Here is a 26577-nt window from a genome sequence, read left to right on the forward strand (position 1 = left end):
AGGAAGTCTGAATGCAAACAAATCTGCTGAAGCCCAAGACGATCCAGGTCGAGCAACTGGGCCCCAACAAGGCCAAGGTGGAGCTGGAGCCTTTCGAGCGCGGGTATGGCCACACGCTGGGCAACGCCATCCGGCGCGTGCTGCTCTCGTCCATGGTGGGTTATGCAGCAACGGAAGTGACCATCGCCGGCGTGCTCCACGAGTACTCGTCGATCGATGGCGTGCAGGAGGATGTGGTCAACATCCTGCTCAACCTCAAGGGCGTGGTGTTCAAGCTGCACAACCGCGATGAGGTCACGCTGAGCCTGCGCAAGGACGGCGAAGGCGTGGTCACCGCGCGTGACATCCAGACCCCGCACGACGTCGAGATCATCAATCCCGACCATGTCATTGCCCATCTCTCCAAGGATGGCAAGCTGGACATGCAGATCAAGGTCGAGAAGGGCCGCGGCTACGTGCCCGGCAACCAGCGCCGCTATGGCGATGAGTCGAACAAGACCATCGGCCGCATCGTGCTGGACGCTTCGTTCTCGCCCATCCGCCGCGTGAGCTACACGGTCGAGAGCGCCCGTGTGGAGCAGCGTACCGACCTGGACAAACTGGTGCTGGAGATCGAGACCAGCGGCGCCATTTCTGCCGAAGAGGCGGTGCGCGCTTCGGCCAAGATCCTGGTGGAGCAGCTCGCGGTGTTCGCGCAGCTCGACGGTGGCGACATCTTCGAGGCGCCTGCCTCGGGTGCGCGTTCCTCGGGTGCGACCTTCGATCCGATTCTGCTGCGTCCGGTGGACGAGCTCGAGCTCACGGTGCGCTCGGCCAACTGCCTCAAGGCAGAGAACATCTACTACATCGGCGACCTGATCCAGCGTACCGAGAACGAGCTGCTCAAGACCCCCAACCTGGGCCGCAAGTCGCTCAACGAGATCAAGGAAGTTTTGGCTTCGCGCGGCCTCACGCTGGGCATGAAGCTGGAGAACTGGCCCCCCGCCGGTCTCGACAAACGTTGATTTATAATCCGCGGTTCTTTTTCAGAACCTGTGCTCCGGGCAGTACCTGATACGGCTGCCCGCTTTAATTACTTACAAGGAAAGCACCATGCGCCACGGAAACGGCCTTCGCAAACTCAATCGCACCAGCTCGCACCGCAAGGCGATGCTGCAGAACATGATGAACTCGCTCATCGAGCACGAGGCCATCAAGACCACCCTGCCCAAGTCCAAGGAACTGCGCCGCGTGATCGAGCCCATGATCACCCTGGCCAAGGTCGACAGCGTTGCCAACCGCCGCCTGGCTTTTGACCGCCTGCGCGACCGCGACAGCGTGACCAAGCTGTTCAATGAGCTGGGCCCGCGCTTCAAGACCCGTCCCGGTGGCTACACCCGCATTCTGAAAATGGGTTTCCGCGTGGGTGACAACGCTCCCATGGCGCTGATCGAACTGGTCGAGCGCGCAGAAGATGCAGCGCCCGCAGCAGATGCTGGCGCAGCAGCCGAAAAGTAAGCTATAATCTTAGTCGCGCGATGGAGCAGTCTGGTAGCTCGTTGGGCTCATAACCCAAAGGTCGGAGGTTCAAATCCTTCTCGCGCAACCAATAAAATAGCGGTACTCGCTAACAGTAAACGCCCACTTCTCAGTGGGCGTTTTTGTTTGTGCCCTAGTTGTGCCCATTCTGTGCCCCTCTTGTGCCCACGCAGATTTGGCCGATCACGATTTTGACCATTGGGTAGATTTGGCTAATTTCACAGCTATGACTGACTCTTCAAGGCTGATTACAGCCGCTCGGAGTTGAGACTCGAACGACCGGCTGCTCCAGAAGCAGCCGGTCATTGGCAGCTAGCGCTTTCGTCTCATCGATTGCGGCGACTGCCCTTAAATTTCCGTTTGCTCGGAAATCTCCAGGGCATCATCAACCTCGATGCCAAGGTACCTGACCGTTGATTCCAGCTTTGAGTGCCCAAGGAGCAATTGCACTGCGCGCAGATTCTTTGTTCGTCGGTAAATCAGCGTTGCCTTGGTCCTTCGCATGGAGTGTGTGCCGTAGTCCGCGCGGTCCAGTCCAAGGTCGTCGACCCAATGCCCAAGAATTCTGGCGTACTGTCGGGTTTCAAGATGAGGTGAATCGTGGAGCCTGCTTGGAAACAGGAATTGTTCTGACTTCAGCCCGGCCTGTTTGATCCACGTCTGCAGGGCGTCTCGGGTGGTCTGTGTGATTTCGAATTGCACCGGACGCTGAGTCTTGCTCTGCATGACGATGACACGTGTGGCCATCTGATCTCCATGGCACACGTCCCGGACCTTGAGGGCCACAAGGTCGCATGCGCGCAGCTTGCTGTCGATGCCTAGGTTGAACAGTGCAGCTCACGCACCCGACCTTCAATCTGGAGGCGGACATGCAGCGCCCAAATGTCCTTCAGCTTAAAAGGTGCCTTTTGCCCGACGATCTTTCCCTTGTTCCACGGCTCGCGATGATCGGCATTACCTGCGGTTTTCATGATGGTCTCCCACCGAGTTGAGGGCTTTATAGGATGCGCCCTCGCATCGTTAGATTACCGTCTATTACCCGCAGCTAGCGAACAATGTGCAGCGCTCGGCGTCGACGTCCGACACAGACATCGCCGATGTACCCGGTATGCGCTGCACCGAATCGGGTGATCTGTCCGTCATGACGCGCATAGGCTCGAGTGCCCCGCACCAATCGCATGGAGATTGACCGGAGCCATCAGAGTCGTCGTCTACATGCTCCCTCCATCAGGTAACAGATGAGAGAAGCCTCAAGTATTTGACGGAATTAGGCCACCACGCTTTTTAGTTTCCATTGTTTGACCAGGCCGTAGATCGCCGGAATCACCGCCAGCGTGAGCACGGTCGAAGAAATCATCCCGCCCACCATCGGGGCAGCGATACGGCTCATCACTTCCGAGCCGGTGCCCGTCCCCCACAGGATGGGCAGCAGGCCCGCCATGATGGCGACCACGGTCATCATCTTGGGGCGCACCCGCTCGACCGCGCCTTCCATGATGGCTTCGTAGAGATCGGCCACGCCAGGCTCCTTGTTTTCCGATCGGCGCCGGGCCTGAATCTCTTCCCAGGCATGGTCGAGGTAGATCAGCATGATGACGCCCGTCTCTGCTGCCACCCCGGCCAGTGCGATGAAGCCCACCGCGACAGCCACCGACATGTTGTAGCCCAGCCACCACATAAGCCAGATGCCCCCCACAAGGGCAAACGGCACCGACAGCATGACGATCAAGGTTTCGGTCAGGCGCTTGAAGTTCAGGTACAGCAGCAGGAAGATGATGAGCAAGGTGACCGGGATGACGACCTTCATCTTCTGCACCGCGCGCTCCATGGATTCGAACTGGCCGCTCCAGGTGGCGTAGTAGCCGGGCGGGAACTGAACTTGCTCGTTCACGGCCTTGCGCGCGTCGGCCACATAACCGCCGATGTCGCGGTCCCGGATGTCGACAAAGATATAGGCCGACAGCAGCGCGTTTTCGGTACGGATGCCGGGTGCCCCCTTGGCGACTTCCACGCGCGCCACCTGTCCCAGCGGGACCATGGCGCCGTCCATGGTGGGCACCAGCACTTCACGGGCGATCTGCTGCGGGTCGGCGCGCAGCTCGCGCGGGTAGCGCACCGTCACGCCAAAGCGCTCGCGGCCTTCCACCGTGGTGGTCACCATTTCGCCGCCCAGGGCCGTGCCAATGACATCCTGCAGCTCTCCTACCCCCAGGCCGTAGCGTGCCAGTTGCGCCCGGTCGGGTTCGATATTGAGGTAAAAGCCCCCGGTGATGCGTTCCGCGAACGCCGAGGTCGTTCCGGGCACCTGCTTGACCACGGTCTCGATCTCGCGCGCCAGGCGCTCCATCTCGCCCAGGTCCTTGCCGAAGACCTTGATGCCAATGGGCGTGCGGATGCCGGTGGAAAGCATGTCGATGCGGGCCTTGATGGGCATGGTCCAGGCGTTGGACACGCCAGGAAACTGCAGTGCCTGGTCCAACTCCGCGATCAGCTTGTCGATCGTCATGCCCGTGCGCCACTCGGACTCCGGCTTGAGGTTGATGACGGTTTCGAACATCTCGGTCGGTGCCGGGTCCGTGGCCGTGTTGGCGCGCCCGGCTTTGCCGTACACCGACGCCACCTCGGGGAAGCTCTTGATGATCTTGTTCTGCGTCTGCATCAGCTCGGCCGCCTTGGTGATGGACATCCCGGGCAGCGACGCGGGCATGTACAGCAGCGTGCCTTCGTTGAGCGTGGGCATGAACTCCGAGCCGAGCTGGCTGGCGGGGTAGAACGACACGCCCAGCACGATGATCGACGTGGCAACCGTCAGTTTCTTCCACCGCATCACGGCGGCGATGATGGGACGGTAGATCCAGATGAGGAACCGGTTCACCGGGTTGCGTGCCTCCGGCATGATGCGCCCACGGATGAACAGCATCATCAGCACGGGCACCAGCGTCACCGACAGTAGCGCGGCACCGGCCATGGCAAAGGTTTTGGTATAGGCCAGTGGCGAGAACAGGCGGCCTTCCTGCGACTCCAGCGTGAACACCGGCAGGAAGGACACGGTGATGATGAGCAGCGAGAAGAACAAAGCCGGGCCCACCTCCTTGCAGGCGGCAATCATGGCTTCCACGCGATCGGTGTTGGTGTGCTCCTCGGGCAGGCGCTCCAGGTGCTTGTGGGCGTTCTCGATCATGACGATGGCCGCGTCCACCATGGCACCGATGGCAATGGCGATGCCCCCCAGGCTCATCAGGTTGGAGTTCATGCCCAGGAGGCGCATGGAGATGAAGGCGATCAGCACCCCCACCGGGAGCATCAGGATCGCCACCAAGGCTGAGCGCACATGCATCAGAAAGACCACGCAGACCAGCGCGACGATCAGGCTTTCTTCGATCAGTGTGCGCTTGAGCGTTTCAATCGCGCGGTGAATCAGGTCGGAGCGGTCGTACACCGCCTCGATGGTGACACCCTGCGGCAGGCCGGTCGACACCTCGGCGATCTTCTCCTTCAGGTTGTGAATCACTTCCAGCGCGTTCTGGCCGTAGCGCGCCATGGCGATGCCCGAGACCACCTCGCCCTCGCCATTGAGCTCCGTCAGACCCCGGCGCTCGTCGGGCGCCAACTCCACGCGGGCGATGTCACGGATGAGAACCGGCGTGCCCTTGTCGGCCTTGACCACCAGGTTCTCGATGTCGCCAACGCCGCGCAGGTAGCCCTTGCCGCGCACCATGTACTCGGTCTCGGCCATCTCCACCACGCGGCCGCCCACGTCTCGGTTGGAGTCGCGCACCACCTGCGACACCTTGGCCAAGGGAATACCGTAGGCGCGCAGCTTCACCGGGTCGACGGTGATCTGGTAGGTCTGCACGAAGCCGCCGATCGACGCCACCTCGGCCACGCCATGGGCCTTGGTGAGCTGGTAGCGCAGGTACCAATCCTGCAGCGTGCGCAGCTCGGCCAGGGTCTTGTCCTTGGCCAGCAGCGCATACTGGTAGACCCAGCCCACGCCGGTGGCGTCTGGCCCGATCTGCGGCGTCACGCCCTTGGGCATGCGCCCGGCGGCGAAGTTGAGGTATTCGAGCACGCGCGAGCGGGCCCAGTAGATGTCGGTGCCGTCCTCGAAAATGATGTAGACGAACGAGGCGCCGAAGAAGGAGAAGCCGCGCACCACCTTGGACTTGGGGACCGACAGCATGGAGGTGGTCAGCGGGTACGTGACCTGGTCCTCGACCACCTGCGGGGCCTGGCCCGGGTATTCGGTGTAGACGATGACCTGTACGTCCGACAAGTCCGGCAGCGCGTCCAGCGGCGTCTTGAGCACGGCATAGACACCGCCGACGATGACGAACAGGGTCGCCAGCAGCACCAGGAAACGGTTTCTCCCCGACCAGTCAATGATCTTCGCAAGCATGGTGTTTCCCGAGGATCAGTTGTGGCCGGCGTGCGGATTGGCCGTGGTTTTGCCACGGGGCTTGGCGGCGGTGATCACCCACTCGCCCTGGCCGCGTTCGACGAATTCGAACGCCACCGCCGCGCCCGGTTGGAGGTCCTTCAGCAAGGCACTGTTCGCCACCTTGAACTCCATGGACATGGCCGGCCATTTGAGGCTGGCCACCGGGCCATGCGCCAGGGTGACCGTGGAGGTTTTGGTGTCGACCTCCTCCACCGTGCCTTCGGCTTGGTGGCCCACGCCGGTGACGGCCTGGGTACTGGTGGAACCCTCCGTGGGGATTTGCGCACCGTGTCCTGCATGTCCCAGGCTCCCGACGGCAGCCTTGAGGTTGCTTTCCGCATCGATGAGGAAGTTGGCGGCCACCACCACCATCTCGCCATCCCGCACGCCCTCGATGATTTCGATGCGGTCCTCGCTGCGGGCACCGACCTTCACGTCACGGGGCTCGAAACGGCCCTCCTGGAGTTGCACCAGCACGATCTGGCGCGTGCCGCTGTCGATGTCCGCGCCCAGCGTGATCGTGATGGGCTCATCGCCCGGTAGCGCCTGGCGCGCATCGTTGATCATGGCCTTGGCCGCTTCGCGCTCTGCATGCCCGTCAGCCTGAGTGACCACGGCGCTGACCACCAGTCCATGGCGGTTGTCAGTAAGCGTGTGGCCCATAAAGCGCAACTCGCTGGCCGTTTTGCCCTTGCGGTACAGCCGTGCGTCCCCGTCCGTGGTGGATTCATGGGTGTCGTTGCTGCGCTTTTGGTCTTTGAAGTCGCCCGCGTCGGTATCGTCGTCGCCCTGGCGGTCTTTGCGCACAAAGCTCTTGTGGCCCGCCCAGGCCTGGATCAGGGTGCCGTCCACGCTGAAGTGTTCGCCCGAGAGCAGTTCCTGTTCCTGGGCTTGCTGCACGATCTGGTTGAAGAACTCGATGACCGCATCGTGCTCGATCAGGCGTTCGCGGTTCTTGCTGAAGACGGTGGGCACCCAGACCGCATCGTCCATGGCCAGGCCAATGAACCAGCGAAACAGCAGGTTGTATTGGGTCTGCTCCATGAGCTGGCGTTCTGAGCGTACGCTGTAGAGCACCTGAATGAGCATGGCGCGCAGCAGCTTCTCGGGGGCAATGCTGGGGCGCCCGCCCTTGATGTCGGCCGCATACATCTGAGCGAACAACTCGTCCATACTCGCCAAGGCCTTGTTGACCATCATGCGGATCACGCGCAAAGGATGGTCTGCGGGCACGAAGTCATCGAGGTGGCGCATGGTGAACAGGCTCTCGGTGAAGGTGTCGGCTCCGCGCATGGATGGCTTGTCTGGTGGTTCGGGGGAATGTCTCGATTGTCCTGCCTCGGTGGCAGGCGCAGAGGGTTGGCGGGGAGTATTTCAGCAGCCTGCTAATGAGGCGGCGGCGATAAGGCTTGAATGCATGCCCAATGGTCGGGCGTAGGCCGATGCCAGTGAAGCAGCGCATGAAGCCCAGCGTGACAATTTTGGATGTAGAGAGGGGTCAATAGGGGCACTGTGTCACAGCTGACATCCCCATTTATAGAGGAGGAGCACGCACCCACACGATTGAAACCGAACGACCTACTCGTATGGTTTGTGGCCTCATAACCCAAAGGTCGGAGGTTCAAATCCTTCTCGCGCAACCAAACACAGCAGCTTGCTGCACACAGAACGCCCACTTTGCAGTGGGCGTTTTTGTTGGTGCGTCCTGGAGCGGCATACGGGCGGCGGTTCGGCGCGCTCTTGGCACTCCTACAATAGCCGCATGTCGACTCCGCGACGCCACCGCCGGTTTGCCAGCATGCTGCTGGCCTCCTTCACCGTGGTGCTGGTGGCGGCCCTGGTGGCGCCCTGGCTGCGCACGGCCGATGCAGCGGAGCGCATTTGTTCTGCACAGCCACAGGTCCAGTGGCGTGTGGTGGCCTGGCAGGGCGCGGGAGAGCCTTCTTCGGGCACCCATGGGATCGATTGCCCCTTGTGCCCACCCCTGTGGGCGCCGCAATCCGCGGCGCCGCGGCTGCAGTTGCAGACCCCGGGGGTATGCGCGGCGCCCGTGCACTGGGCTGCCGCCCCCCAGGGGAGCGTTCCCCGCAAGGCACACAGGGCGCGGGCCCCTCCGCGCGCGTGGTTGCCGCTGGCTGGATGGGCGTGACGTTCCGGGCAGGCGAGCCCGCGCTGCGCTCTCATCCAGGGCTGCTATTTTTTCGATAGCTGCTTGCGCTTGATAGAAGAGCCTTAGAGTCATATTTCACCTAAATTGTGTGCGGTGTGCCCACCCGGGTTGCCGGTGTGTGCTGTCCGCCACGGATGAACGAAGTTTTGGAGTTTCCATGTACGTTGCACGCATTGCCACCCCCTTGATTGCTGCGCTCACCCTGTGGGCAGGCGCCGCCCATGCACAGTCCTCCGCACCTGTTGCCGCCGATGGCGTCTGGGTCCGGTCCAGTGTGCAGGGGCAAAAAGCCACCGGCGCCTTCATGCGCCTGACGGCGCAGGAGTCCACGCGCCTGGTGGGTGCGGCCTCGCCCGTCGCCGGCGTGGTCGAGGTCCACGAGATGAAGATGGAGGGCGATGTCATGAAGATGCGCGCCATTGCCGGCTTGGAGCTTCCCGCGGGCAAGTCCGTGGAACTCAAACCGGGCGGCTACCACGTGATGCTCATGGACCTCAAGCAGCCCCTGGCCAAGGGGGATTCCGTGCCGCTGACCCTGGTGTTCAAGAATGCCCAGGGCGTCGAGAGCAAGCTGGAGCTCCAGGCGCCGGTGGCGGCGCAGGGTGCCGCCGCGGCCCATGGGGGCGGGCACGGCATGCACCAGCACAAGTAAGGCGCTGCCCCCTCGCAGGCCGGCACGGCACCGGCCTGCGGGGCCCGCCCGGGGCCGCGCCCGTGGCGGAAGGGACCATTGTTGGAGTAAGCTGTCCGCATCGTCAATTCCCAACCCACCGGAGTGGCCATGAGCGACGCATCCCCCCTTGGTTTCGGCAAGTTCGTACCAGGCTTCGAGTTCCTCCAGAACCTGGCCAAAGGCGCATCGAGCAATATCCCGCAACTGCCCAGCCTGGCCAACTGGGTGGCCCCCACGATCAGCGTGGAGGAGCTGGAAAAGCGCATCGAGGAGCTCAAGTCGGTCCAGTTCTGGCTGGAGCAGAACTCGCGCGCCCTGGCGGCGACCATCCAGGCGTTGGAGGTGCAGAAGATGACCCTGGCCACGCTCAAGGGCATGAACTTCAGCGTGGGCGATGTCGCCAACGCCTTCAAGCTCAAGACGGCGGACACCGTGATGGAGGGCGTGCACAAGGCGGGTGAAACCCTGGCGCATGCGGCGCAGGCCGTCTCGGGCGCAGCCAGCCGCGTGGTGGAAAAGGCAGCGCCGGAGGCTGCCGCGCCTGCGCCAGCCGCGAAAAGGGCCAAGGCCGGGGCGCGCAGCAAGCCCAAGGCAGCGGCGGCCGCCGCACCGGGCCTGGTCGATCCCATGCAGTGGTGGGGCGCCTTGACGCAGCAGTTCCAGCACATCGCCGCCAACGCCATGAAGGATGCGGCCAAGCAAACCGCGCTGGACACCACCCGCAACATGGCCACCGGGCTCGCCAAAGAGGCCTTGAAGACTGCCACCGGCATGGCAGCGCGGGGCGTGCAGAGTGTGCAGGGCGCCGCCCGGCGAGCCGCTGCCACGCCGGCTGCGCAACCCGCCCAGGCTCCGCGCGCCAAGGCAGGGCCGGCCCGCAAACCCGCGGCCCGCAAGACGGCGCCACGCGCCGCCGCCAAGGCCCCGGCGCGCAAGAAGGGCTGAGTGCCGGCGGGCGCGCCCCGTTGCGCCCGCGATTGATTGCCTTTGCAGGCGCGCTGTCCCGGGCTGCCGGGTCCCGTGCGGTGCATGCTGCTTGCACGGCGGCGCGCCGCACGCGGGCAAGGCCGCTTTCTTCTCCGGGAGACCCCGTCCTTGTGGAACATCTTTCGCCAATCGATCCGCACCCAGCTGCTGTTCCTGCTGTGCGTGGCCCTGCTGCCACTGCTGGCCCTGCTGTTCTTTCAGAACCATCGCGAACGCGCCGATGCGCGCAACGATGCCTTTGCGCGTGTCCGCATGGTGGCCGAGCAGACGGCGCAGCGGCTGAACCAGTATCTGGTCGATCATGAGGGGGTGCTCGCGCGCATCGCCGCGCGTCCCGGAGTGCGCGCGCTGGATGGGCAGGCCTGCGATCCCCTGATCCATGAGTTCGTGCGCCTTTTCCCGGAGTACACCAATCTCGCCGTGCAGGACCTGCAGGGGGGTAATGACGGCTCGTTCCTCGAGCGCAAATTCACGCCCGAGATGCTGGAGCGGGTGCCCGGTTACCTGCAGGCGCACGCGGCCGACGGCATGACCGTGGGTGGGGCGGTCTGGGGCCCTGTGTCGGGCCGTTGGGTGGCCAGCCTGTTCTACCCGGTGCGCGACGCGCAGAACCGCACCGCGGGGCTGATGCGCCTGCCCATGGATCTGCGGGTCCTGAGCGAGCGCCTGCTGCCGCTGGTACCGGCGGGCACGCTGGTGGTGGTGGCCGACGCACAAGGCCGCATCCTGATGCGCTCGCGCGACCCGCAGGACTGGATGGGCCGCCCGGTATCGGACGCCATGCGCGCGCTGGCCGAGAACCCGGGCCGGGGTGCCTGGGCCGCCGTCCCTGGCGTTGACGGCGTAGAGCGCCTTTATGCCGTGGCCGCCGTGCCCCGTGCGCACTGGACGGTGTACACCGGCGTGCGGGCGGACGAGGTCTTTGCACCTTCGCATGCGTCTTTTGCACGCGGGCTCGCGCTGGCCGCCGGCTTTGCCTGCCTGGCGCTGCTGCTCGCCTGGCGCATCGCGCAGCGCATCGTGCGGCCCATCGACGCCCTGCACCAGACCACATCGCAGGTGGCCGCTGGACAGGCCCAGGCCCGCGTGGCCATCGATGGCGGTGCCCGCGAGCTGCAGGCCGTAGCCGCAGAGTTCAACCGCATGCTCGACAGCCGCGAGCGTGCCCTGCAGGAGCTTGCCGACAGCGAGTCGCGGTTTCGCACGCTGTCCGATCTTTCCTCGGACTGGTACTGGGAGCAGGATGCGCAGCACCGCATCGTGCGTCTGGATGGCCGCGTGGCGGAAGGAACGGGCCTGCCCGAGCAGGTCTACCTGGGCAAGACGCGCTGGTAGGTGCCGGCCCTCAACCTGACCGAGCAGGATTGGGCGGCGCACCGCGCGGTGCTGCAGGCGCGCCAGCCCTTTCGCAATTTCATCATCCAGCGGCGCGACGCCCAAGGGGCGATTCGCTGGGGCGCGGTCAGCGGCGCCCCCGTCTTCGATGACCAGGGACAGTTCTGCGGCTACCGTGGCGTGGGGCGCGACATGACCCAGGCCAAGCGACAGGAGCAGGACCGCCTGGGCCTGGCGCTGCACATCGAGGAGCTTTCGCGCCGGCTGGTGCACACGCAGGAGGAGATCCGCCGCCGTTTTTCGCGCGAACTGCACGACCGCACCAGCCCGAACCTGGCGGCGCTGCGCATCAGCCTGGACATGCTCAGCCGCACCGCGCCGGCAGAGGGCGGCACCGCCGAGACCGGGGAGCGCCTGGAGGACATGCGCGCGCTGATCGAGGACACGACGCAGAGCGTGCGCGAGATCTGCGCCGAGCTGCATCCTTCCGTCCTCGACCGGGGCGGCTTGCTGGCCGTGGTGCGCAGCTATGCCAGCCAGTTTGCCCGGCGCACCGGCATGCAGGTGCACGTGTGCTGCGCGCATGGCGAGGTGCGCCTGGCTCCGGAGCGCGAGCTGGCGCTGTTTCGCATCGTGCAGGAGGCCATGACCAACAGCGCCAAGCATGCCCAGGCCAGGACCATCACCGTGCAGATGCAGCTCCTCGTGGCGCCGCTGACCCTGTGCGTCAGTGACGACGGTCTGGGTTTCGACGTGGAGCAGGCCATGCGCGAGCGCCGCACGGGCGGGCTGGGCCTGATCAATATGCGCGAGACGGCGGAATTTGCCGGCGGACGCCTGAGCCTGCACTCCGCGCCGGGGGCGGGAACGCGCATCTGTGTTGAAATCTCGCCCGCGTGTGCATGAGACCAGCGACCCGAGGACGCAGAAAGCCAGGCCGATGAAGACCCCGATCCTGTTGGCAGACGATCACCAGCTGTTCCGCGAGGCGCTGCGCCACCTGCTCGACTCGCAGCCCGACATGGTGGTGGCCGGACAGGTCGGCAGCGGCCTGCAGGTGCTGGAGCAGGCCCGTGCCTGCCAGGCGCAGGTCGTGTGCATGGATATCAGCATGCCCGGCATGGATGGCACCGAGGTCACGCGCAGCCTGCTGGCGGCCTTGCCGCAGGTCAAGGTGATTGCCTTGTCGGCCTACTCCGACCAGCAGTACGTGCTGGACATGCTGCAAGCGGGCGCCGTGGGCTATGTGACCAAGGCCGAGGCCAGCGACGAGCTCTTGCGTGCGATCCGTGCCGTGCTGCGCGGCTGCACCTACCTGTGCCCGGACGTGGCCGGTGCCGTGGCCAGCGCGGTCACGGGCCAGGGCGCTGCCGGGGTGCCGCGCACGCGCCTGGGCATGCGCGAGCGTCAGGTACTCAAGCTCGTCGCCGAGGGACATACCTCGGGCCAGATCGGAGAGATACTCAGCATCGCCCCGTCCACGGTGGATGTGCACCGGCGCAACATCATGCGCAAGCTCGACCTGCACAGCGTGGCCGAATTGACCCGCTACGTCATCCAGAACGAACGCGCGGCGCGTTGAGGCATCGTGCACGCGCCGCGGGAGGCGGTCGCTTCTTGTGTGACAGCTTTACTACCGGTCTTCAGGTATTTAGAATACCCGTACCGGGGAATGTTTCAATTTGTGTCACATCAATACAGTTGCATTTCCGATGGATGTGCGCGCCCATCCTCTTGCGGCCCAGCGGCCCAGGGAATACAAAGTCTCCTGGCGAAACTCCGCCCCCACTGACCGCTTCACCACACCACGCGCATGTCAAACCTCCTGCACCGACTGGGCCTGGCCCAGAAGTTCACCGTTCTCGGCCTGCTGGCCCTGTGCATGGTCGCCTTGCCCACCGTGCTCTACCTGCAGCGCGCCTTTGCCGATGTGGCGCTGGCGCAGCGCCAGGTGCAGGGTGGCCGGGTCGTGGGTGAAGTCAACCGCGTGGTCCAGTCCATGCAGGTGCACCGCGGGCTGTCGGCGGGCATGCTCAGCGGCAATGCCGCATTGGAGCAGCGCCGCCCGGGCGTGAGCGCAGGCCTCACGCAGGCCATGGACAAAGTCGAGCAGGTGCTCAAAGAGGTCCAGGCGCCGGCGTCCATCCAGGCGCAGTGGGCAGAGCGCCGCCAGGCCTGGGCCGGCCTGGAGCCGGCGGTGGCGGGCCGCCAGTTGTCGGTGGATGAAAGCACGCAAAAGCACACGCAACTGGTCACGTCCACCCTGCTGTTCGGCGACGCCGTGATGGACGCCTTCGGCCTGTCGCTGGACTCCGACCTCGCCACCCACATGCTCTCGCGCGCCAGCCTGGTCAACGCCATGCAAATGACCGAGTACCTGGGCCAGATGCGCGCGCGCGGCACGGCCCTGCTCACCCAGGGGGAAATCACCCCCCAGGGGCGTGCGGCGCTGCAGGCCTTGCACCGCCTGGCCCAGCAGGCCCAGGGTGACTGGTCGCGCAACCTGGGCAAGGCCGCAGCGGCCGATGCACGCATCCGCACCGGCCTGGAGGCGGCGGCGCGCCAGCAGAGCGAGGCCGTGGGCGCCACCCTGGGCCTGGCGCAAAAGGAGCTGATCGACGCCGCGCAGGCGGGCCTGCAGCCGGATGTGTACTTTGACAATTTCACGCGCACCATCGACGGCATCTACCGTTTCAACGCGGACGCCATGGCCGTGCTCAGCCAGGTGCTGAAAGAACAGGCCAGCCAGGCCAGCCGCCTGGCCTACGGCATGCTGGTGCTGCTCTTCGTGGGCATGGCCGGCGCAGTGGCGCTGGCACTGGCATTTGTGCGCAGCATCACCGGGCCGGTGCGCCAGGCCGTGGGGCTGGCGCAGGCCGTGGCCGGGGGCGACCTGACCGGCCGCATCGACGTGCAGGGGACGAACGAAATCGCCCGCTTCATGCAGACGCTCATGGAAATGCAAGGCCACCTGGGGGGCGTGGTGGGCCGGGTGCGCGAGGGTGCGCACGGCGTGGCCACGGCGAGCATGCAGATCGCCCAAGGCAACCACGACCTGGCAGCGCGCACCGAAAGCCAGGCCAGCGCGCTGGAGCAGACGGCGGCCGCCATGGAGCAGCTCAACTCCACGGTGCGCCAGAACGCCGATAGCGCTGCGCAGGCCAACCAGCTCTCGCAAAGCGCGAGCACCGTTGCGGAGCGCGGGGGCACAGTGGTGGCGCAGGTGGTCGAGACCATGAAGGGCATCAACGACAGCTCGCGCAAGATCGCCGACATCATCCAGGTGATCGACTCCATCGCCTTCCAGACCAACATCCTGGCGCTCAACGCTGCCGTCGAGGCGGCGCGCGCCGGCGAGCAGGGCAAGGGTTTTGCCGTCGTGGCCGGCGAAGTGCGCAGCCTGGCGCAGCGCTCGGCCCAGGCAGCCAAGGAGATCAAGCAGCTCATCAGCGCCAGCGTCGAACGCGTGGAACAGGGCACGGCGCAGGTCGATCAGGCCGGTGCGACCATGCACGAGGTGGTGCAGGCCATCCAGCGCGTCACCCAGCTCATGAACCAGATCAGCACCGCCAGCCATGAGCAAAGCATGGGGGTCTCGCAGGTGGGTGAGGCGGTGACCCACCTCGACCAGGTGACGCAGCAGAACGCCGCCCTCGTGGAGGAGATGGCTTCGGCTGCCGACAGCCTCAAGCTGCAGGCGCAGGATCTGGTGGCCGTGGTCGATGTATTCCGCCTGCAAGGGGGACGCTCCCTGGCGGGGGCGGCCGAGCGAGGTGGCGCCGGACCCGCGCCGCTGCTGGCGTTGGAATGAACGCAGACACCGCTGGCCTGAACCCGGCCGAGGTGCCCCAGGGCACCCCGGCTTCCGCGCGCCATTTCGCCTGGCTGCTCGTCGCCCTGGCCCTGGTGTTGCCGCTGACCGGCTGGCTGGTCGTCAGCATCCAGGGGCCCCACGCCGAGCGCGAGGCCTACGCCAGCCTCTGGTCCATCGCCCGGCTCAAGACCGACCAGATCGAGAACTGGCTGGGCGAGCGGCACAAGAATGCCGAGCTGCTCGCGGCCGATGCCCTTTTTGCCCAGCATGTGCAGCGCATGCTCGAGAAGCCGGCGCACAGCCTGGCCGATCAGGCCGCCGTGCTGCAGCGCTTTGCCCTGTTGCGCACGGCTTTCGATTACGACCGCATCGAGCTCTTCGCCCCCGATGGGCGGCGGGTGGCCATGGTCGGCGGCGATTGGGAGGAGTCCGGCCAGGCCGTGCAGCTTCCCGCGCCCACGGCTCCGGGGGCGCGCACGGTGCGCATGCTCATGCAGCCCGGTGAGCACGGCGACGCGCTGCTGCAGTGGCAGTTGCCCGTGCAGGATCTCAGTGGCCCGCAGGGACGCCTGGTGGCCTGGGTGCGCATGGGCATCTCGTCCCGGCGTTTCCTGTTTCCTGTGATCCAGACCTGGCCCACCTCCAGCGCCAGCGGCGAGACCCTGCTCGTGCGGCGCGACGGCGACCAGGTGGTGTTCATGAACGAATTGCGCCACCGCAGCGGCACCGCCATGACGCTGCAATTGCCCATGGCGCGCCAGGACCTTCCGGCCGCCGTGGCGCTGCGCGCCAGTGGCGACGGCCAGGTGCGCGGCCACGACCACCGCGACATCGAGGTGCTGGCGGCCTACCGCCCCGTGGCTGGAACCGACTGGCGCGTGGTGGCGAAGATCGACCGGGCCGAGGTGCTGGCCCCCGTGCACGTGCTGGCCTGGTGGGTCGTGGGCGTGACCAGCCTGGCCATGCTGGCGCTGGCGGTGGTGCTGGCGCTGTTCTGGCGTCAGATCCGCCTGAACCAGCAGTGGCAGTCGTGGGCGCAGAAGGCGCGCTCGGACCGCATGATGGAGCAGTTCTTTGCCCTGCCTTTCATCGGCATTGCCACCGTGGACCTGCGGCGCCAGCAGTGGGAGCGCGTGAACCCGCATTTCTGCGCCATCGTGGGCCTGGAGCCCGAGCGCATGCTGCAGATGCGCTGGGGTGATCTGGTGGCGCCGGAAGACGACGCCCAGGACCGCAAGGGCTTTGCACGCGTGGCCCTGGGCCGCGACGAGGTCTACGCCGTGGACCGCAGGATACGCCGCGGGGACGGCACGCACGCCTGGGTCAATCTGCAATTGCGCCGCCTGCCGGCCCTGCAGGAAGGTGAGCCGGGGAAGTGCGTGGTCATGCTGGAGGACATCACCCCGCGTGTGCGTGCCGAGGCGCGCATCCAGCGCCAGGCGCGCCTGTATGCGGCGCTGAGTGCCTGCAACCAGGCCATCGTGCAAAGCTCGACCGAGGCGGCGCTGTTTGCGCGCATCTGCGAGACGGCGGTGCGCCTGGGCGGCATGCAGGCGGCCTGGATAGGACGGCAGGTACCGGGCTCGGAGGCGCTGGTGGCGGTGGCAGCCGCGGGCGCGGCGGCCCAGACGCTGCCGGGCCAGGGCACGGCGCGCACGGCCTGGCGCGAGGACCGTGCCGTCTGGATCGAGGACCTGCCGGGCGTGGCCCCCACGGTGGCCATTGCCCTGCATTGCGCGGGCAAGGTGGATGCGGTGTTCGTGCTCGTGGCCGAGCCCTCGCAGACCTTCGACGAGGACGCCCGGCGCCTGCTGCTGGAGATGGCCACCGACGTGGACTTCGCGCTGGGCTATTTTGCCCACGAGCGCCAGCGCAAGCACACCGAGAAGATGCTGCGCCAGTCGCAACAGCAGCTCGAACTCGTGCTCAAGGGCTCGACCGACGCCCCCTGGGACTGGGACCTGCGCGCGCAGCGGCTCGATTTCTCGCCCCAGGGGTGGCACATGCTGGGCTACGGGCCGGACGACATGCCCCAGGGCCCGGTGCGCGTGCGCGCGCATGTGCACCCGCAGGACTTGCCGCTGCTGCGCGCCCAGCGCGAGCACCTGAAGGATGCGGGCCTGTCGGTGGTGGTGCAGGACCTGCGCCTGCGCCACAAGAACGGCCACTATGTGCCGGTGCTGGCGCGTGGCTATGTCTCGCGCGACAAGATGGGCCGCCCCGTGCGCGTGACGGGCACGGCCATGGACCAGACGCTGCAGCGCCAGACCCACCAACTGGAGGAGCTGCGCGCCCAGGCCCTGGAGCTCATTGCCAGTGAGAGCGACCTCCAGCGCATCCTGGTGCAACTGGTGGAGCGGCTGGAGATCCTGCTGCCCACGGACCGGGCGCTCGTGTGGCTGCTGGACGAGCCCAGCGGCGCCCTGCTGCCGCGTGCGAGCGCCGCCCTCACGTCGCTGCTCGATGATGCCCGTGCCGTGCAGCCCGTGGAGGGCGACCGCGGCCGCTGGGGCCGGGTGGCCTTCACCGAGGCCGGCGAGGGCCTGCCCGCGGTGGAGAACACGCACCTGCGCACGCTGGTGCAGTCCATGGCGCGCGCGCGCAGCCTGCCGGGTTGCTACACCCTGCCCATCCGCGCCGACAACGGCGCGCTGCTGGGCGTGCTCGACGTGTACCAGCGCCGCCAGCACGCCATACCCGAGCACGACCGCGCGCTGCTGCGCCGCATCGGCCACTACATGGGCAGCGCCATCCAGCGCAAGACCTTCGAGGAGCAGGAACGCCTGGCGGCCGAGGTGTTCTCGCACAGCCACGACGGCATCATGGTGACCGATGCGCACCACAAGATCCTGCTGGTCAACCCCGCGTTCACCGCCATCACGGGCTACGAGCCCCAGGATGTGGTCGGGCGCAACCCGCGGCTGCTGTCCTCGGGGCGGCATGGCGGTGACTTCTACGGCGCCATGTGGCGGCGCCTTGGCGAGCATGGACTGTGGCAGGGCGAGATCTGGAACCAGCGCAAGAACGGCGAGGTCTACCCCGAGTGGCTCACCATCAGCCGCGTGACCGACGCCGAAGGCCAGGTCACGCACTACATCGCCATCTTCTCGGACGTGAGCCAGCGCAAGGCCGACGAGCAGCGCATCCGCTGGATGGCGCACTTCGACCTGCTCACCGGCCTGCCCAACCGTGCCCTGCTGGCCGACCGCTTCGTGCATGCCGTGGGCATGGCCGAGCGCGGCAAGGAGCCCATGGCGCTGATGTTCCTGGACCTGGACCACTTCAAGCACATCAATGACTCGCTGGGCCACGGGGCGGGCGACGAGCTGCTGGTGAACGTGGCGCGGCGCATGCGCGAGCTGGTGCGCGAGCAGGACACCGTCGCGCGCATGGGGGGCGATGAATTCGTGCTGCTGCTGCCGGGCACCGACAAGGACGGCGCGGCCCAACTGGCGCGCCGCCTGCTCGACACCGTGGCCGCGCCCATCCACATCCGCGAGCACGATCTCATGGTCACGCCCTCGGTGGGCATCGCCATGTACCCGGAGGACGGCTCCGCCCTGGAAACCCTGCTGCAGCATGCCGACGTGGCCATGTACCGCGCCAAGCAGGACGGACGCAACGCCTTCCACTTCTTCCTGCCGGACATGCAGGCCCACGCGGCGCGCGCGCTCGAAATGGAGGGCGCGCTGCGCCGCGCGCTGGAGGGCGGGCAACTGCAGCTGCACTACCAGCCGCAATGCCGCCTGCGCGATGGCCGCATCGTGGGCGTGGAGGCGCTCATCCGCTGGCAGCACCCCGAATGGGGCATGGTCTCGCCCGCCGAATTCATCCCGCTGGCGGAAAAGCGCGGGCAGATCCTGGCCATCGGTGAATGGGTGCTGCGCACGGCCGTGCAGCAACTGGCCCAGTGGCAGCGCGCCGGGCTGCCCGACGAGCTCACCATGGCAGTGAACCTCTCGGCCGTGCAGTTCCGCCACCCCGACCTGCCGGGCCTGGTGACCCAGGTGCTGCAGGAATACGGCGTGGAGCCCGGCTGCCTGGAACTGGAGCTGACCGAGGGCGTCGCCAGCGACGACCCCGAACGCGCCGTGGGCATCATGGCCGACCTGCATGCGCGCGGCGTGCGTATGTCCATCGACGACTTCGGCACGGGCTATTCGTCTCTGAGCTACCTCAAGCGCTTCCAGGTGTACAAGCTCAAGATCGACCGTTCCTTCGTGCGCGACATCATCGAGGACGCCGAGGACAAGGCCATCGTCAGCGCCATCATCCGCATGGCCGCCAGCCTGGGCCTGCAGACCATCGCCGAGGGCGTGGAGACCGAGGCGCAGCGCCAGGTCCTGCAGGAACAGGGCTGCGACGAGATCCAGGGCTACCTGTTCAGCCGCCCGCTGCCTGCGCCCGCGTGCGAGCAGCTCATGCGCGAGCGGCTGGGCGCCGCGGCCCCGCCGCCGGCCGGACGCCTCACGCCGCCTGCAGGTGCGGTCCAGGCTGCGCTGCCGCCATCCCGGTGAACGCGAAATCGACCTCGGGCACGCGGCCGCTCACAATGTCGGCCAGGGCCTTGCCCGAACCGCAGGAATGCGTCCAGCCCAGCGTGCCGTGGCCGGTGTTGAGGAACAGGTTGGGCAGGTGGGTGCGGCCGATCAGCGGCACGTTGCTGGGCGTGGCAGGGCGCAGGCCCGTCCAGAACTGCGCCTGTTCGGTGTGGCCGGCGCCCGGAAAGAGCTGCTCCACCCGGCGCACGATGGCCTGGCAGCGCGTGGCGTTGAGCTCGCGGCCGTAGCCATTGAGTTCGGCCGTGCCCGCAATGCGCAAGCGGTCGCCCTGCGCGCTGGTATAGCGCGAGAACACCAGCTTGAACTCATCGTCCGTGAGGCTGACCTCGTGCGCCAGGCGCGCGTCCTTGACCGGAATGGTCACGGAATAGCCCTTGGCCGGGTAGATGGGCAGCTTGAGGCCCAGCGGCCGCGCCAGCAGCGGGCTGAACGAGCCCAGGGCGAGCACATAGGCGTCGGCGCGCACGCGCTCGAAGCGTCCCTCGGCATTGGTCAGCTCCACATGGTCGATGGCGCCGCCCGCCGTGCGCAGCGCGGTGATGTGTTCGCCCAGGCGAAAGTGCACGCCCGCTTGCATGCAGAGCGTGGCCAGTTCGCGTGCAAACAGGTTGGCGTCGCCCGATTCGTCTTCCGCCGTGTAGGTCGCGCCGGCCAGCCGGGGACGGATGTGCGCCAGCGCCGGCTCGATGCGCACGGCCTCGTCGGCGTCGATGACGCGGCGCTCGCAGCCGAGCTGGCGCATTTGCTCGGCCGGGGCCAGGGCGGCGTCGAACTCCTTGGCGCTGGTGTAGAAATGCAGAATGCCCTGCGTGCGCTGCTCGTACTGGATGCCCGTGTCGCGGCGCAGTTGTTGCAGCGCAGCGCGGCTGAAGGTGCCCAGGTTGACGATCTGGCGGATGTTGTGGCGCGTGCGCGCGGGCGTGCAGTTGCGCAGAAAGGACAGGCACCACAGCCACTGGTGCAGATCGGCGCGCATGCGAAACAGCAGGGGCGCATCCTCCTGCCCCAGCCACTGGAGCACCTTGAGTGGCGCGCTGGGGTTGGCCCAGGGTTCGGCGTGGCTGACGGACACCTGCCCGCCGTTGGCAAAGCTGGTTTCTGCGCCGGGCGCGGCCTGGCGGTCGATGACGGTCACTTCGTGGCCGAGTTGCTGCAGGTAGTAGGCCGAGGAGACGCCGAGCAAGCCGGCGCCGAGAACGATCACGCGCATTTTGAGAGCCTTTCAAGGTTCTAGCGCCCGGCGGGCGCGCGCGACCAGCTATTGAAAAAATAGCAGACAGCCAGCGTGCATGGGCCGGGCTGCCGCTCCCCCTGTCCTTGTACCTGAGAGATTCACCGCGGGCTGCTCCAGCCTGCGGTTTGCTCCTTCGGTGCGCCACGGTGGTGGCGGCTCTCCAGACGGCGATGGTATGGGTGCAGTACGGTACCTGAGCGTGTATGGGAGATTGCGCCTTCGGTGGGGTGTTGACACCCGCTCTCCTGCGGCGCCCATTCTAGGGCGGCCCCGGCGGTTGCGGCGCTGCGCCGGGGCTTATGCGCGGCAATGCTTGCTTATGGGGCCGCGCCCGCCCGTGGCCGGGCTCAGCGCCGGTAGGGGTTGTTCGGGTCGCGGTCGTAGCGGTTGGGTACGCCGTCGCCATCGCGGTCGCGCCGGCGCTGCTCGCGCTCCCAGTGGCCGCGCTGCATCTGCCAGTGGCCGTTGTGCTCCTGCCAGGCGGGCGGGCGGTACACATGGCCCGGGCGCGCCTTGACCCAGTAGCCTTCCACCCAGACATAGCCGTGGCGGCGCCATTCCCAATGGCCGGGAACCCAGGCCATGCCGCGGCGCGGCGGTGGCGCCACCTGGTGGCGGGGCGGGGGTGGTGCCGTCTGGATGATGACCGTGGCCTCGGTGCGCGCCTGGGCGGCCGGGGCGGCGGCGCACAGCGCCAGCACGGTCAGGGCGGCGGCGGTGGTGGTGTAGCGGGACATGGTGTTCTCCTCACAAAATGGATTCCGTGCGGAACCCGGTGCCTGCATGGTGCAGGCCGCATGTCAATTCTGTGTAGTGCGTGTGCGAAGGGGTGTGAGCAGATGTGAGCTGTACTGGCACCGCCGACTGAAAATAAAGTAAAAATGGGCTTTGGCGCTTGATCGACAAGCGCAAGCAGCTACAGAAACCATAGTAATCTGAGCAAAGGTATTCCATGAGCAAAGCACTGCGCCTGTCCGAGAAGTGGTTTCGCCGCGGCCTGTGGCTGGTGGCGGTGGTGTTTGCCGGTTTTTTGATCGGCCTGGGCGGCACCATCGTGGGCGATCTGCCCAAGGTCGAGACGCCGCTGCAGATGGACGACTTCCTGGACAAGCCGGTGGCCCAGGCATTGCGTGAGCAGGTGCGCACGGCCCAGCAGGCGCAGCAGGATGCCCAGGCCGCGCTGGAGCAGGCCCAGTTGCAGCGCAGCAAGGCGCGCAGCGAAAGCCAGGCAGCGCGTGAGACCTTCAACAACTGGCTGGCCGCGCGCAGCGTGACGCAGCGCGCCGAGCACGACCCCGAGGTGCTGGCGCGCACCCAGGCGCTCGATGCCCTCAAGCAGGCCGAGCGCGGCACGCAGCAGGCCGTCGAGGCGCAGCAGCAGGCGCTGCTCGATGCGCGCCAGGCGGCTGCGGCGGCGCAGCAGCAGCTCAACAAGCTCGAATCGGCGGCCTCCGAAAAACTGCACGCCGAGCGCCGCAAGGTGGAACTGCGCGTATTCCTCTACCGCCTGGCGCTCACGCTGCCGCTGCTGGTGGCGGCCGGCTGGCTGTTCGTGAAGAAGCGCAAGGGCACCTACTGGCCCTTTGTCTGGGGCTTCATCTTCTTCGCGCTGTTCGCCTTCTTCGTCGAGCTCGTGCCCTACCTGCCGAGCTATGGCGGCTACGTGCGCTACATCGTGGGCATCGCCGTGACTGCGCTGGTGGGGCGCTACGCCATCCTGGCGCTGAACCGTTACCTGGAGCGCCAGAAGCAGGCCGAGGCCTTGCCCGACCAGGAGCGGCGCAAGGAGCTGGGCTACGACGTGGCCCTGGCGCGCCTGGCCAAGAACGTGTGTCCCGGCTGCGAGCGGCCCGTGGACCTGAAGAACGAGGCCATCGATTTCTGCCCGCATTGCGGCATCGGCCTGTTCGACCGCTGCGGCCACTGCCGCACGCGCAAGAGCGCGTTTGCCCGCTTCTGCCACGCCTGCGGGACATCCAGCCAGAAGGCAGGGTCTGCGCCTACATTGCCTGCCGACCCGGCGTGATAGAAAGGGCGCGGGCACTCGGTGGCTTGCGCGCCAGGGGGCTCGTCCGCATCCTGTTCAACATTACCTTGGGAGCAGTCATGGGTTTTTTCTCCAACATCTTTGCCAAGATCTTCCCGTCGGCCAAAGCCGCCGAAGTCGTCGTAGCGCCACCGCCCGCCGCTCCGGCTGCCGCGGCAGCGCCTCCTGCCCCTTCGGCGCCACCGCCCATTCCGCTGGGGGATGTGGCCCCCATCCTGGATGCCATGCCGGGTGCCAAGGGGTTGAATTGGCGCACCTCCATCGTGGACTTGCTCAAGTTGCTGGGCCTGGACAGCAGCCTGGCGGCCCGCAAGGAACTGGCCCGCGAGTTGCTCTACAACGGCAATGACGAGCCGGGCTCGGCCGCCTGGAACATCTGGCTGCACAAGCAGGTGATGCGCAGCATCGCCGCCAACGGCGGCACGCTGCCGCCCGAACTGCGCGACTGAACCGCGCTGCGCGCCGCGCTCGGCGCGCCTGTGAGTCCCTGTACCCAGACAAGGCCGCGGCGCGGACCGCTGGCTGAGGGCGTACCCGCAGCAGCAGGTCAATACGTGGAACTACATGCAGGCAATCCCGATGGAGTAACTGCACGAATGGCGCCGCCCGGGTGAGGCGTCATAGGCTCTCGCACCCCTACAGCCACAGGAGACAGCGATGAGTCAGCAGAGCGAATGGGCGTTGCGTGCAAGCCGTGCCCCGAACGACATCCCCGCATGGATCCGGCTGCGCCGGGCCCTGCTGCGCGCAGGAGGCATGGGCCTGGCCGCCACCGCGCTGGCGCTGCCCGTGTCCTGGGCCCGGGCGGCGGATATCGTCATCGGCCAGATCGCGCCGCTGTCGGGCGTGCTGGCCAGCACCGGCAAGCAAATGGTGCTCGGCGGCAGCCTCTACTTCCGCCATGTCAATGCCACGGGCGGGGTGCACGGGCAGAAGATCACGGTGCAGGTGGCCGACGACGGTTACCGCGTGGACGATACCGTGCGCCTGACGCGCGAGTTCCTGGCCAACCCCGAGTTGGTGGCGCTGTACGGTTTCGCCGGCACGTCCAATGTAGGCAAGCTGCTGAGCGATGGCGTGCTGGAGCAGGGCGGCGCGGCCCTGGTGGCGCCCTACACCGGGGGCGAGCCGCTGCGCAACCCGTTCAACCCCTGGATCTTCCATGTGCGCGCGGGCTACGCCGACGAGACCGAGCACATGGTGCAGCAGGTGACCACGCTGGGCATGACGCGCATCGCCGTCATGTACCAGGACGACGGCTTTGGCAAGGCCGGGCTCGAAGGCGTGCAGAAGGCGCTGGCCAAGCGCAAGCTGGAACTCTCGGCGGCCGCCACCTACGACCGCAACACCGACCAGGTGGATGGCGCCGTGGCCAAGATCATGCAGTCCGACGCCCAGGCCGTGATCATGATCGCGGTGAACAAGCCCGCCTCGGCCTTCATCCAGCGCTACCGCGAGGCCGGGGGTGGGGCGCAGCTCTACAACATCTCGGTGGTCGACCCGGCCGAGATCGTCAAGCTCGCGGGCCTGAAGAACGCGCATGGTCTGGGCATCAGCCAGGTCGTGCCCTACCCCTACTCGCCCAACCTGCCAGTGGTGCGCGAATACCAGGCACTGCTCAAGAAGTACGCGCCCGAAGAGCATGTGAACTACACCAGTTTCGAGCAGTTCCTGGGCGCCAAGGTGCTGGTGGAGGCGCTGCGCCGCGCCGGCCCGGCGCCCACGCGCACCAAGGTGCTCAAGGCGCTGGAGACCCTGGGGCCCTACGACCTGGGCGGCATCACCGTGAACTTCTCGCCCAGCAACCGCGTGGGTTCGCGCTATGTGGAGGTGACGGTGATCGGCCGCTCGGGGCGCCTGATGAAGTGAGCGCCGCCGCCGGGCTGGCGCTCAGGTGGCGGTGTTGCCCAGCAGCACGGCCATCAGTTCCCCGGTGGTGGTCGTGCCCAGCTTGCGCATCAGCCGCCCGCGGTGTGCCTCGACGGTGCGGTGGCTGATGTTCAGGATGCGCGCGATCTGCTTGCTGGTGGCGCCGGTGACGATGTGCTGCGCGATCTCGCGCTCGCGCACGGTGAGCGCCGCGCTGACCGGGCGGCGCTGCGAGATGTCCTCGAACATCCACACGGCATGGGCGAAGGGGTCGGAGCGGTCCAGCGCGCGGCCTACCACATGGCACCAGAACAGCGCGCCTCCGGCGCGGGCCATGATGCGCTCGTCGCTGTAAGTGCCCGTGGCTTTCATCACCGGCAGGCCCAGGTTGCCGATGTGTGTGAACTCTTCCACCGAAGGATACAGGCAGACCATGGACTGGCCCGTGAGCGCGCCCTGCGCAAAGCCGAACATCTGCGCGAAGGCTTCGTTGCAGAGCTCGATGGTGCGGTGACGCGATACGCACATGCCCACCGGGGCCAGGTTGAAGGCCAGCTCCAGCGCCTGCTGCCGTTCGGAGGGGTCGTGCATGGCGGCTGATTCTGCCCAGGGGCGCAGGGGCGGGCCATGGGGAAATCACCGGCTTGCGCGCCGCACGCCGCACGCCGCACGCCGCACGCCGCACGCCGGGCGTGCGCAGAGGTTCAGACGCCCCGCGCCCGGTCGGCCTTGAACTGCGCGCGGAACGCGGCGAAGCGCCCGGCCTCGAGCGCCTCGCGGATCTCGCGCATGAGGTTGAGGTAGTAGTGCAGGTTGTGGATGGTGGTGAGCATGGGGCCCAGCATCTCGCCGCAGCGGTCCAGGTGGTGCAGGTAGGCGCGCGAGAAGCCGCCGCGCCCGCCAGCGTCCCAGGCCACGCCGTCCTGGCCCGCGCAGGCGTGGCAGGTGCAGCTGGCGTCCAGCGGCTGGTGGTCCTGCTTGTGACGCGCGTTGCGGATCTTCAGGTCGCCGTAGCGCGTGAAGATGGTGCCGTTGCGCGCGTTGCGCGTGGGCATCACGCAGTCGAACATGTCCACGCCCTGGGCCACGCCTTCGACCAGGTCTTCCGGCGTGCCCACGCCCATGAGGTAGCGCGGCTTGTGCGCCGGCAGGCGGTGCGGCGTGTGCGCCATGATGCGCAGCATCTCGTCCTTGGGCTCGCCCACGCTCACGCCGCCGACGGCGTAGCCGGGGAAATCCATCTCCACCAGGGCGTCGAGCGATTCCTGGCGCAGGTGCTCGTACATGCCGCCCTGCACGATGCCGAACAGCGCGTTGGGGTTGCCCAGGCGCTCGAATTCGGCCTTGGAGCGCACCGCCCAGCGGCGGCTCATCTCCATGCTCTTGCGCGCCTCGGCCTCGGTGGTCAGGTGGCCGTTGGTTTCATACGGCGTGCACTCGTCGAGCTGCATCACGATGTCGGAATTGAGCGTGGTCTGGATCTGCATGCTCACCTCGGGCGACATGAAGAGCTTGTCGCCGTTGACCGGGCTGGCGAAGTGCACGCCCTCCTCGGTGATCTTGCGCATGGCACCGAGCGACCAGACCTGGAAGCCCCCCGAGTCGGTGAGTATGGGCTTGTGCCATTGCTCGAAGGCGTGCAGGCCGCCGAAGCTCTGCACCACGTCCAGCCCGGGGCGCATCCACAGGTGGAAGGTGTTGCCCAGGATGATTTGCGCGCCCATGTCGGTGAGGCTTTGCGGCATCACGCCCTTGACGGTGCCGTAGGTGCCCACGGGCATGAAGATGGGGGTCGCTACCTGCCCATGGTTGAGCGTGAGGGTGGCGCGGCGCGCGTGGCTGGAAGGGTCGGTGGCAAGAATCTGGAACTGCAGCATGGGCGCGATTGTCCCAGATGGCCTGCTGCGGCCCGCTACACTGGCCGCAT

The 26577-nt window shown here is 66.8% G+C and carries 18 protein-coding genes, 1 tRNA gene, 2 pseudogenes and 1 riboswitch; of the genes and pseudogenes, 13 read left to right on the forward strand and 8 right to left on the reverse strand.

Going from position 1 to position 26577, the window contains the following annotated elements; translation table 11 throughout:
• Positions 1–11: 11 nt before the first annotated feature.
• The 3 genes from CGR01S_RS13140 to CGR01S_RS13150 all read left to right on the forward strand — a co-directional run bounded on the left by CGR01S_RS13140 (position 12) and on the right by CGR01S_RS13150 (position 1588).
• Positions 12–1004 (forward strand): DNA-directed RNA polymerase subunit alpha, encoded by a 993-nt coding sequence (locus CGR01S_RS13140; RefSeq protein ID WP_042427972.1) that lies wholly within the window; start codon positions 12–14, stop codon positions 1002–1004.
• Between the two features lie 88 nt (positions 1005–1092).
• Positions 1093–1497 (forward strand): 50S ribosomal protein L17, encoded by a 405-nt coding sequence (gene rplQ, locus CGR01S_RS13145; protein ID WP_042427975.1) that lies wholly within the window; start codon positions 1093–1095, stop codon positions 1495–1497.
• Positions 1498–1511: 14 nt separating this feature from the next.
• Positions 1512–1588: transfer RNA gene (locus CGR01S_RS13150), tRNA-Met, on the forward strand.
• Between the two features lie 278 nt (positions 1589–1866).
• Here CGR01S_RS13150 and CGR01S_RS13155 read toward each other — a convergent pair.
• The 4 genes and pseudogenes from CGR01S_RS13155 to CGR01S_RS16915 all read right to left on the reverse strand — a co-directional run.
• Positions 1867–2489 (reverse strand): annotated as a pseudogene (locus tag CGR01S_RS13155) (tyrosine-type recombinase/integrase).
• A 296-nt stretch (positions 2490–2785) separates the two neighbouring features.
• Entirely contained in the window at positions 2786–5917 is a 3132-nt protein-coding gene (locus CGR01S_RS13160; RefSeq protein WP_042427978.1) for an efflux RND transporter permease subunit, read from the reverse strand.
• A gap of 15 nt (positions 5918–5932) precedes the next feature.
• On the reverse strand, positions 5933–6436 hold the full coding sequence (locus tag CGR01S_RS16910; RefSeq protein ID WP_500778390.1) for a copper-binding protein: 504 nt from the start codon (positions 6434–6436) through the stop codon (positions 5933–5935).
• Between the two features lie 24 nt (positions 6437–6460).
• A pseudogene (locus tag CGR01S_RS16915) lies at positions 6461–7252 on the reverse strand (IS5 family transposase); the annotation flags it as partial.
• Between the two features lie 1034 nt (positions 7253–8286).
• On the opposite strand from CGR01S_RS16915, the gene CGR01S_RS13170 reads away from it, so the two are divergent.
• From CGR01S_RS13170 to CGR01S_RS16200, 7 genes are all read left to right on the forward strand, one after another.
• Entirely contained in the window at positions 8287–8781 is a 495-nt protein-coding gene (locus CGR01S_RS13170) for a copper chaperone PCu(A)C (RefSeq protein ID WP_042427981.1), read from the forward strand.
• A gap of 129 nt (positions 8782–8910) precedes the next feature.
• Positions 8911–9747 carry a PhaM family polyhydroxyalkanoate granule multifunctional regulatory protein gene (locus tag CGR01S_RS13175; RefSeq protein WP_042427984.1) on the forward strand — a complete coding sequence of 279 codons (837 nt, stop codon included), beginning with the start codon at positions 8911–8913 and terminating at the stop codon, positions 9745–9747.
• A gap of 150 nt (positions 9748–9897) precedes the next feature.
• Positions 9898–11124, forward strand: a complete 1227-nt coding sequence (locus CGR01S_RS13180; protein WP_042427988.1) for a cache domain-containing protein — start codon at positions 9898–9900, stop codon at positions 11122–11124.
• The gene (locus CGR01S_RS13185) at positions 11125–12030 is read left to right on the forward strand and encodes a sensor histidine kinase (RefSeq protein WP_052382561.1); all 906 of its coding nucleotides are present in this window, start codon (positions 11125–11127) and stop codon (positions 12028–12030) included.
• Positions 12031–12064: 34 nt separating this feature from the next.
• Positions 12065–12706, forward strand: coding sequence for a response regulator (locus CGR01S_RS13190; protein WP_042427992.1), 642 nt, complete (start codon positions 12065–12067; stop codon positions 12704–12706).
• 231 nt (positions 12707–12937) lie between these two features.
• A complete protein-coding gene (locus CGR01S_RS17235; RefSeq protein ID WP_042427995.1) occupies positions 12938–14935 on the forward strand; it encodes a methyl-accepting chemotaxis protein in 1998 nt (665 codons plus the stop codon).
• A complete protein-coding gene (locus CGR01S_RS16200; RefSeq protein WP_052382562.1) occupies positions 14932–19455 on the forward strand; it encodes an EAL domain-containing protein in 4524 nt (1507 codons plus the stop codon). The genes CGR01S_RS17235 and CGR01S_RS16200 overlap by 4 nt, the downstream gene beginning before the upstream one ends.
• On the opposite strand, the gene CGR01S_RS13205 is transcribed toward CGR01S_RS16200, so the two are convergent.
• Positions 19406–20710: a D-amino acid dehydrogenase gene (locus CGR01S_RS13205; protein ID WP_042427998.1), complete on the reverse strand. Its 1305-nt coding sequence runs from the start codon at positions 20708–20710 to the stop codon at positions 19406–19408. The two genes, CGR01S_RS16200 and CGR01S_RS13205, sit on opposite strands and share 50 nt — an antisense overlap.
• Positions 20711–20801: 91 nt before the next feature.
• A riboswitch (glycine riboswitch) is annotated at positions 20802–20908 on the reverse strand.
• Positions 20909–21081: 173 nt separating this feature from the next.
• Positions 21082–21471, reverse strand: coding sequence for a YXWGXW repeat-containing protein (locus CGR01S_RS13210; protein ID WP_042428001.1), 390 nt, complete (start codon positions 21469–21471; stop codon positions 21082–21084).
• Positions 21472–21686: 215 nt separating this feature from the next.
• Between CGR01S_RS13210 and CGR01S_RS13215 the strand changes: the two genes are divergently transcribed.
• The 3 genes from CGR01S_RS13215 (at position 21687) to CGR01S_RS13225 (ending at position 24650) form a co-directional block, all read left to right on the forward strand.
• Positions 21687–22760: a zinc ribbon domain-containing protein gene (locus tag CGR01S_RS13215; protein WP_042428004.1), complete on the forward strand. Its 1074-nt coding sequence runs from the start codon at positions 21687–21689 to the stop codon at positions 22758–22760.
• An 80-nt stretch (positions 22761–22840) separates the two neighbouring features.
• Positions 22841–23230 (forward strand): DUF3597 domain-containing protein, encoded by a 390-nt coding sequence (locus CGR01S_RS13220; protein WP_042428009.1) that lies wholly within the window; start codon positions 22841–22843, stop codon positions 23228–23230.
• 307 nt (positions 23231–23537) lie between these two features.
• Positions 23538–24650, forward strand: coding sequence for an ABC transporter substrate-binding protein (locus CGR01S_RS13225; RefSeq protein WP_052382563.1), 1113 nt, complete (start codon positions 23538–23540; stop codon positions 24648–24650).
• 21 nt (positions 24651–24671) lie between these two features.
• Here the strand turns inward: CGR01S_RS13225 and CGR01S_RS13230 are convergent, their stop codons facing one another.
• Positions 24672–25241 carry a PAS and helix-turn-helix domain-containing protein gene (locus tag CGR01S_RS13230; protein ID WP_042428012.1) on the reverse strand — a complete coding sequence of 190 codons (570 nt, stop codon included), beginning with the start codon at positions 25239–25241 and terminating at the stop codon, positions 24672–24674.
• A gap of 113 nt (positions 25242–25354) precedes the next feature.
• Positions 25355–26527 (reverse strand): tRNA guanosine(34) transglycosylase Tgt, encoded by a 1173-nt coding sequence (gene tgt / locus CGR01S_RS13235; protein WP_042428015.1) that lies wholly within the window; start codon positions 26525–26527, stop codon positions 25355–25357.
• Positions 26528–26577 lie beyond the last annotated feature (50 nt).

Source organism: Comamonas granuli NBRC 101663 (genome assembly GCF_000739995.1).
GTDB classification, from domain to species: domain Bacteria; phylum Pseudomonadota; class Gammaproteobacteria; order Burkholderiales; family Burkholderiaceae_C; genus Simplicispira; species Simplicispira granuli.

Coding starts and splice junctions, on each gene's coding strand:
- CGR01S_RS13140 (WP_042427972.1), top strand. CDS start 12: ATGCAAACAAATCTGCTGAAGCCCAAGACGATCCAGGTCGAGCAACTG.
- rplQ (WP_042427975.1), top strand. CDS start 1,093: ATGCGCCACGGAAACGGCCTTCGCAAACTCAATCGCACCAGCTCGCAC.
- CGR01S_RS13160 (WP_042427978.1), bottom strand. CDS start 5,917: ATGCTTGCGAAGATCATTGACTGGTCGGGGAGAAACCGTTTCCTGGTG.
- CGR01S_RS13170 (WP_042427981.1), top strand. CDS start 8,287: ATGTACGTTGCACGCATTGCCACCCCCTTGATTGCTGCGCTCACCCTG.
- CGR01S_RS13175 (WP_042427984.1), top strand. CDS start 8,911: ATGAGCGACGCATCCCCCCTTGGTTTCGGCAAGTTCGTACCAGGCTTC.
- CGR01S_RS13190 (WP_042427992.1), top strand. CDS start 12,065: ATGAAGACCCCGATCCTGTTGGCAGACGATCACCAGCTGTTCCGCGAG.
- CGR01S_RS17235 (WP_042427995.1), top strand. CDS start 12,938: ATGTCAAACCTCCTGCACCGACTGGGCCTGGCCCAGAAGTTCACCGTT.
- CGR01S_RS16200 (WP_052382562.1), top strand. CDS start 14,932: ATGAACGCAGACACCGCTGGCCTGAACCCGGCCGAGGTGCCCCAGGGC.
- CGR01S_RS13205 (WP_042427998.1), bottom strand. CDS start 20,710: ATGCGCGTGATCGTTCTCGGCGCCGGCTTGCTCGGCGTCTCCTCGGCC.
- CGR01S_RS13210 (WP_042428001.1), bottom strand. CDS start 21,471: ATGTCCCGCTACACCACCACCGCCGCCGCCCTGACCGTGCTGGCGCTG.
- CGR01S_RS13215 (WP_042428004.1), top strand. CDS start 21,687: ATGAGCAAAGCACTGCGCCTGTCCGAGAAGTGGTTTCGCCGCGGCCTG.
- CGR01S_RS13220 (WP_042428009.1), top strand. CDS start 22,841: ATGGGTTTTTTCTCCAACATCTTTGCCAAGATCTTCCCGTCGGCCAAA.
- CGR01S_RS13225 (WP_052382563.1), top strand. CDS start 23,538: ATGGGCCTGGCCGCCACCGCGCTGGCGCTGCCCGTGTCCTGGGCCCGG.
- CGR01S_RS13230 (WP_042428012.1), bottom strand. CDS start 25,241: ATGCACGACCCCTCCGAACGGCAGCAGGCGCTGGAGCTGGCCTTCAAC.
- tgt (WP_042428015.1), bottom strand. CDS start 26,527: ATGCTGCAGTTCCAGATTCTTGCCACCGACCCTTCCAGCCACGCGCGC.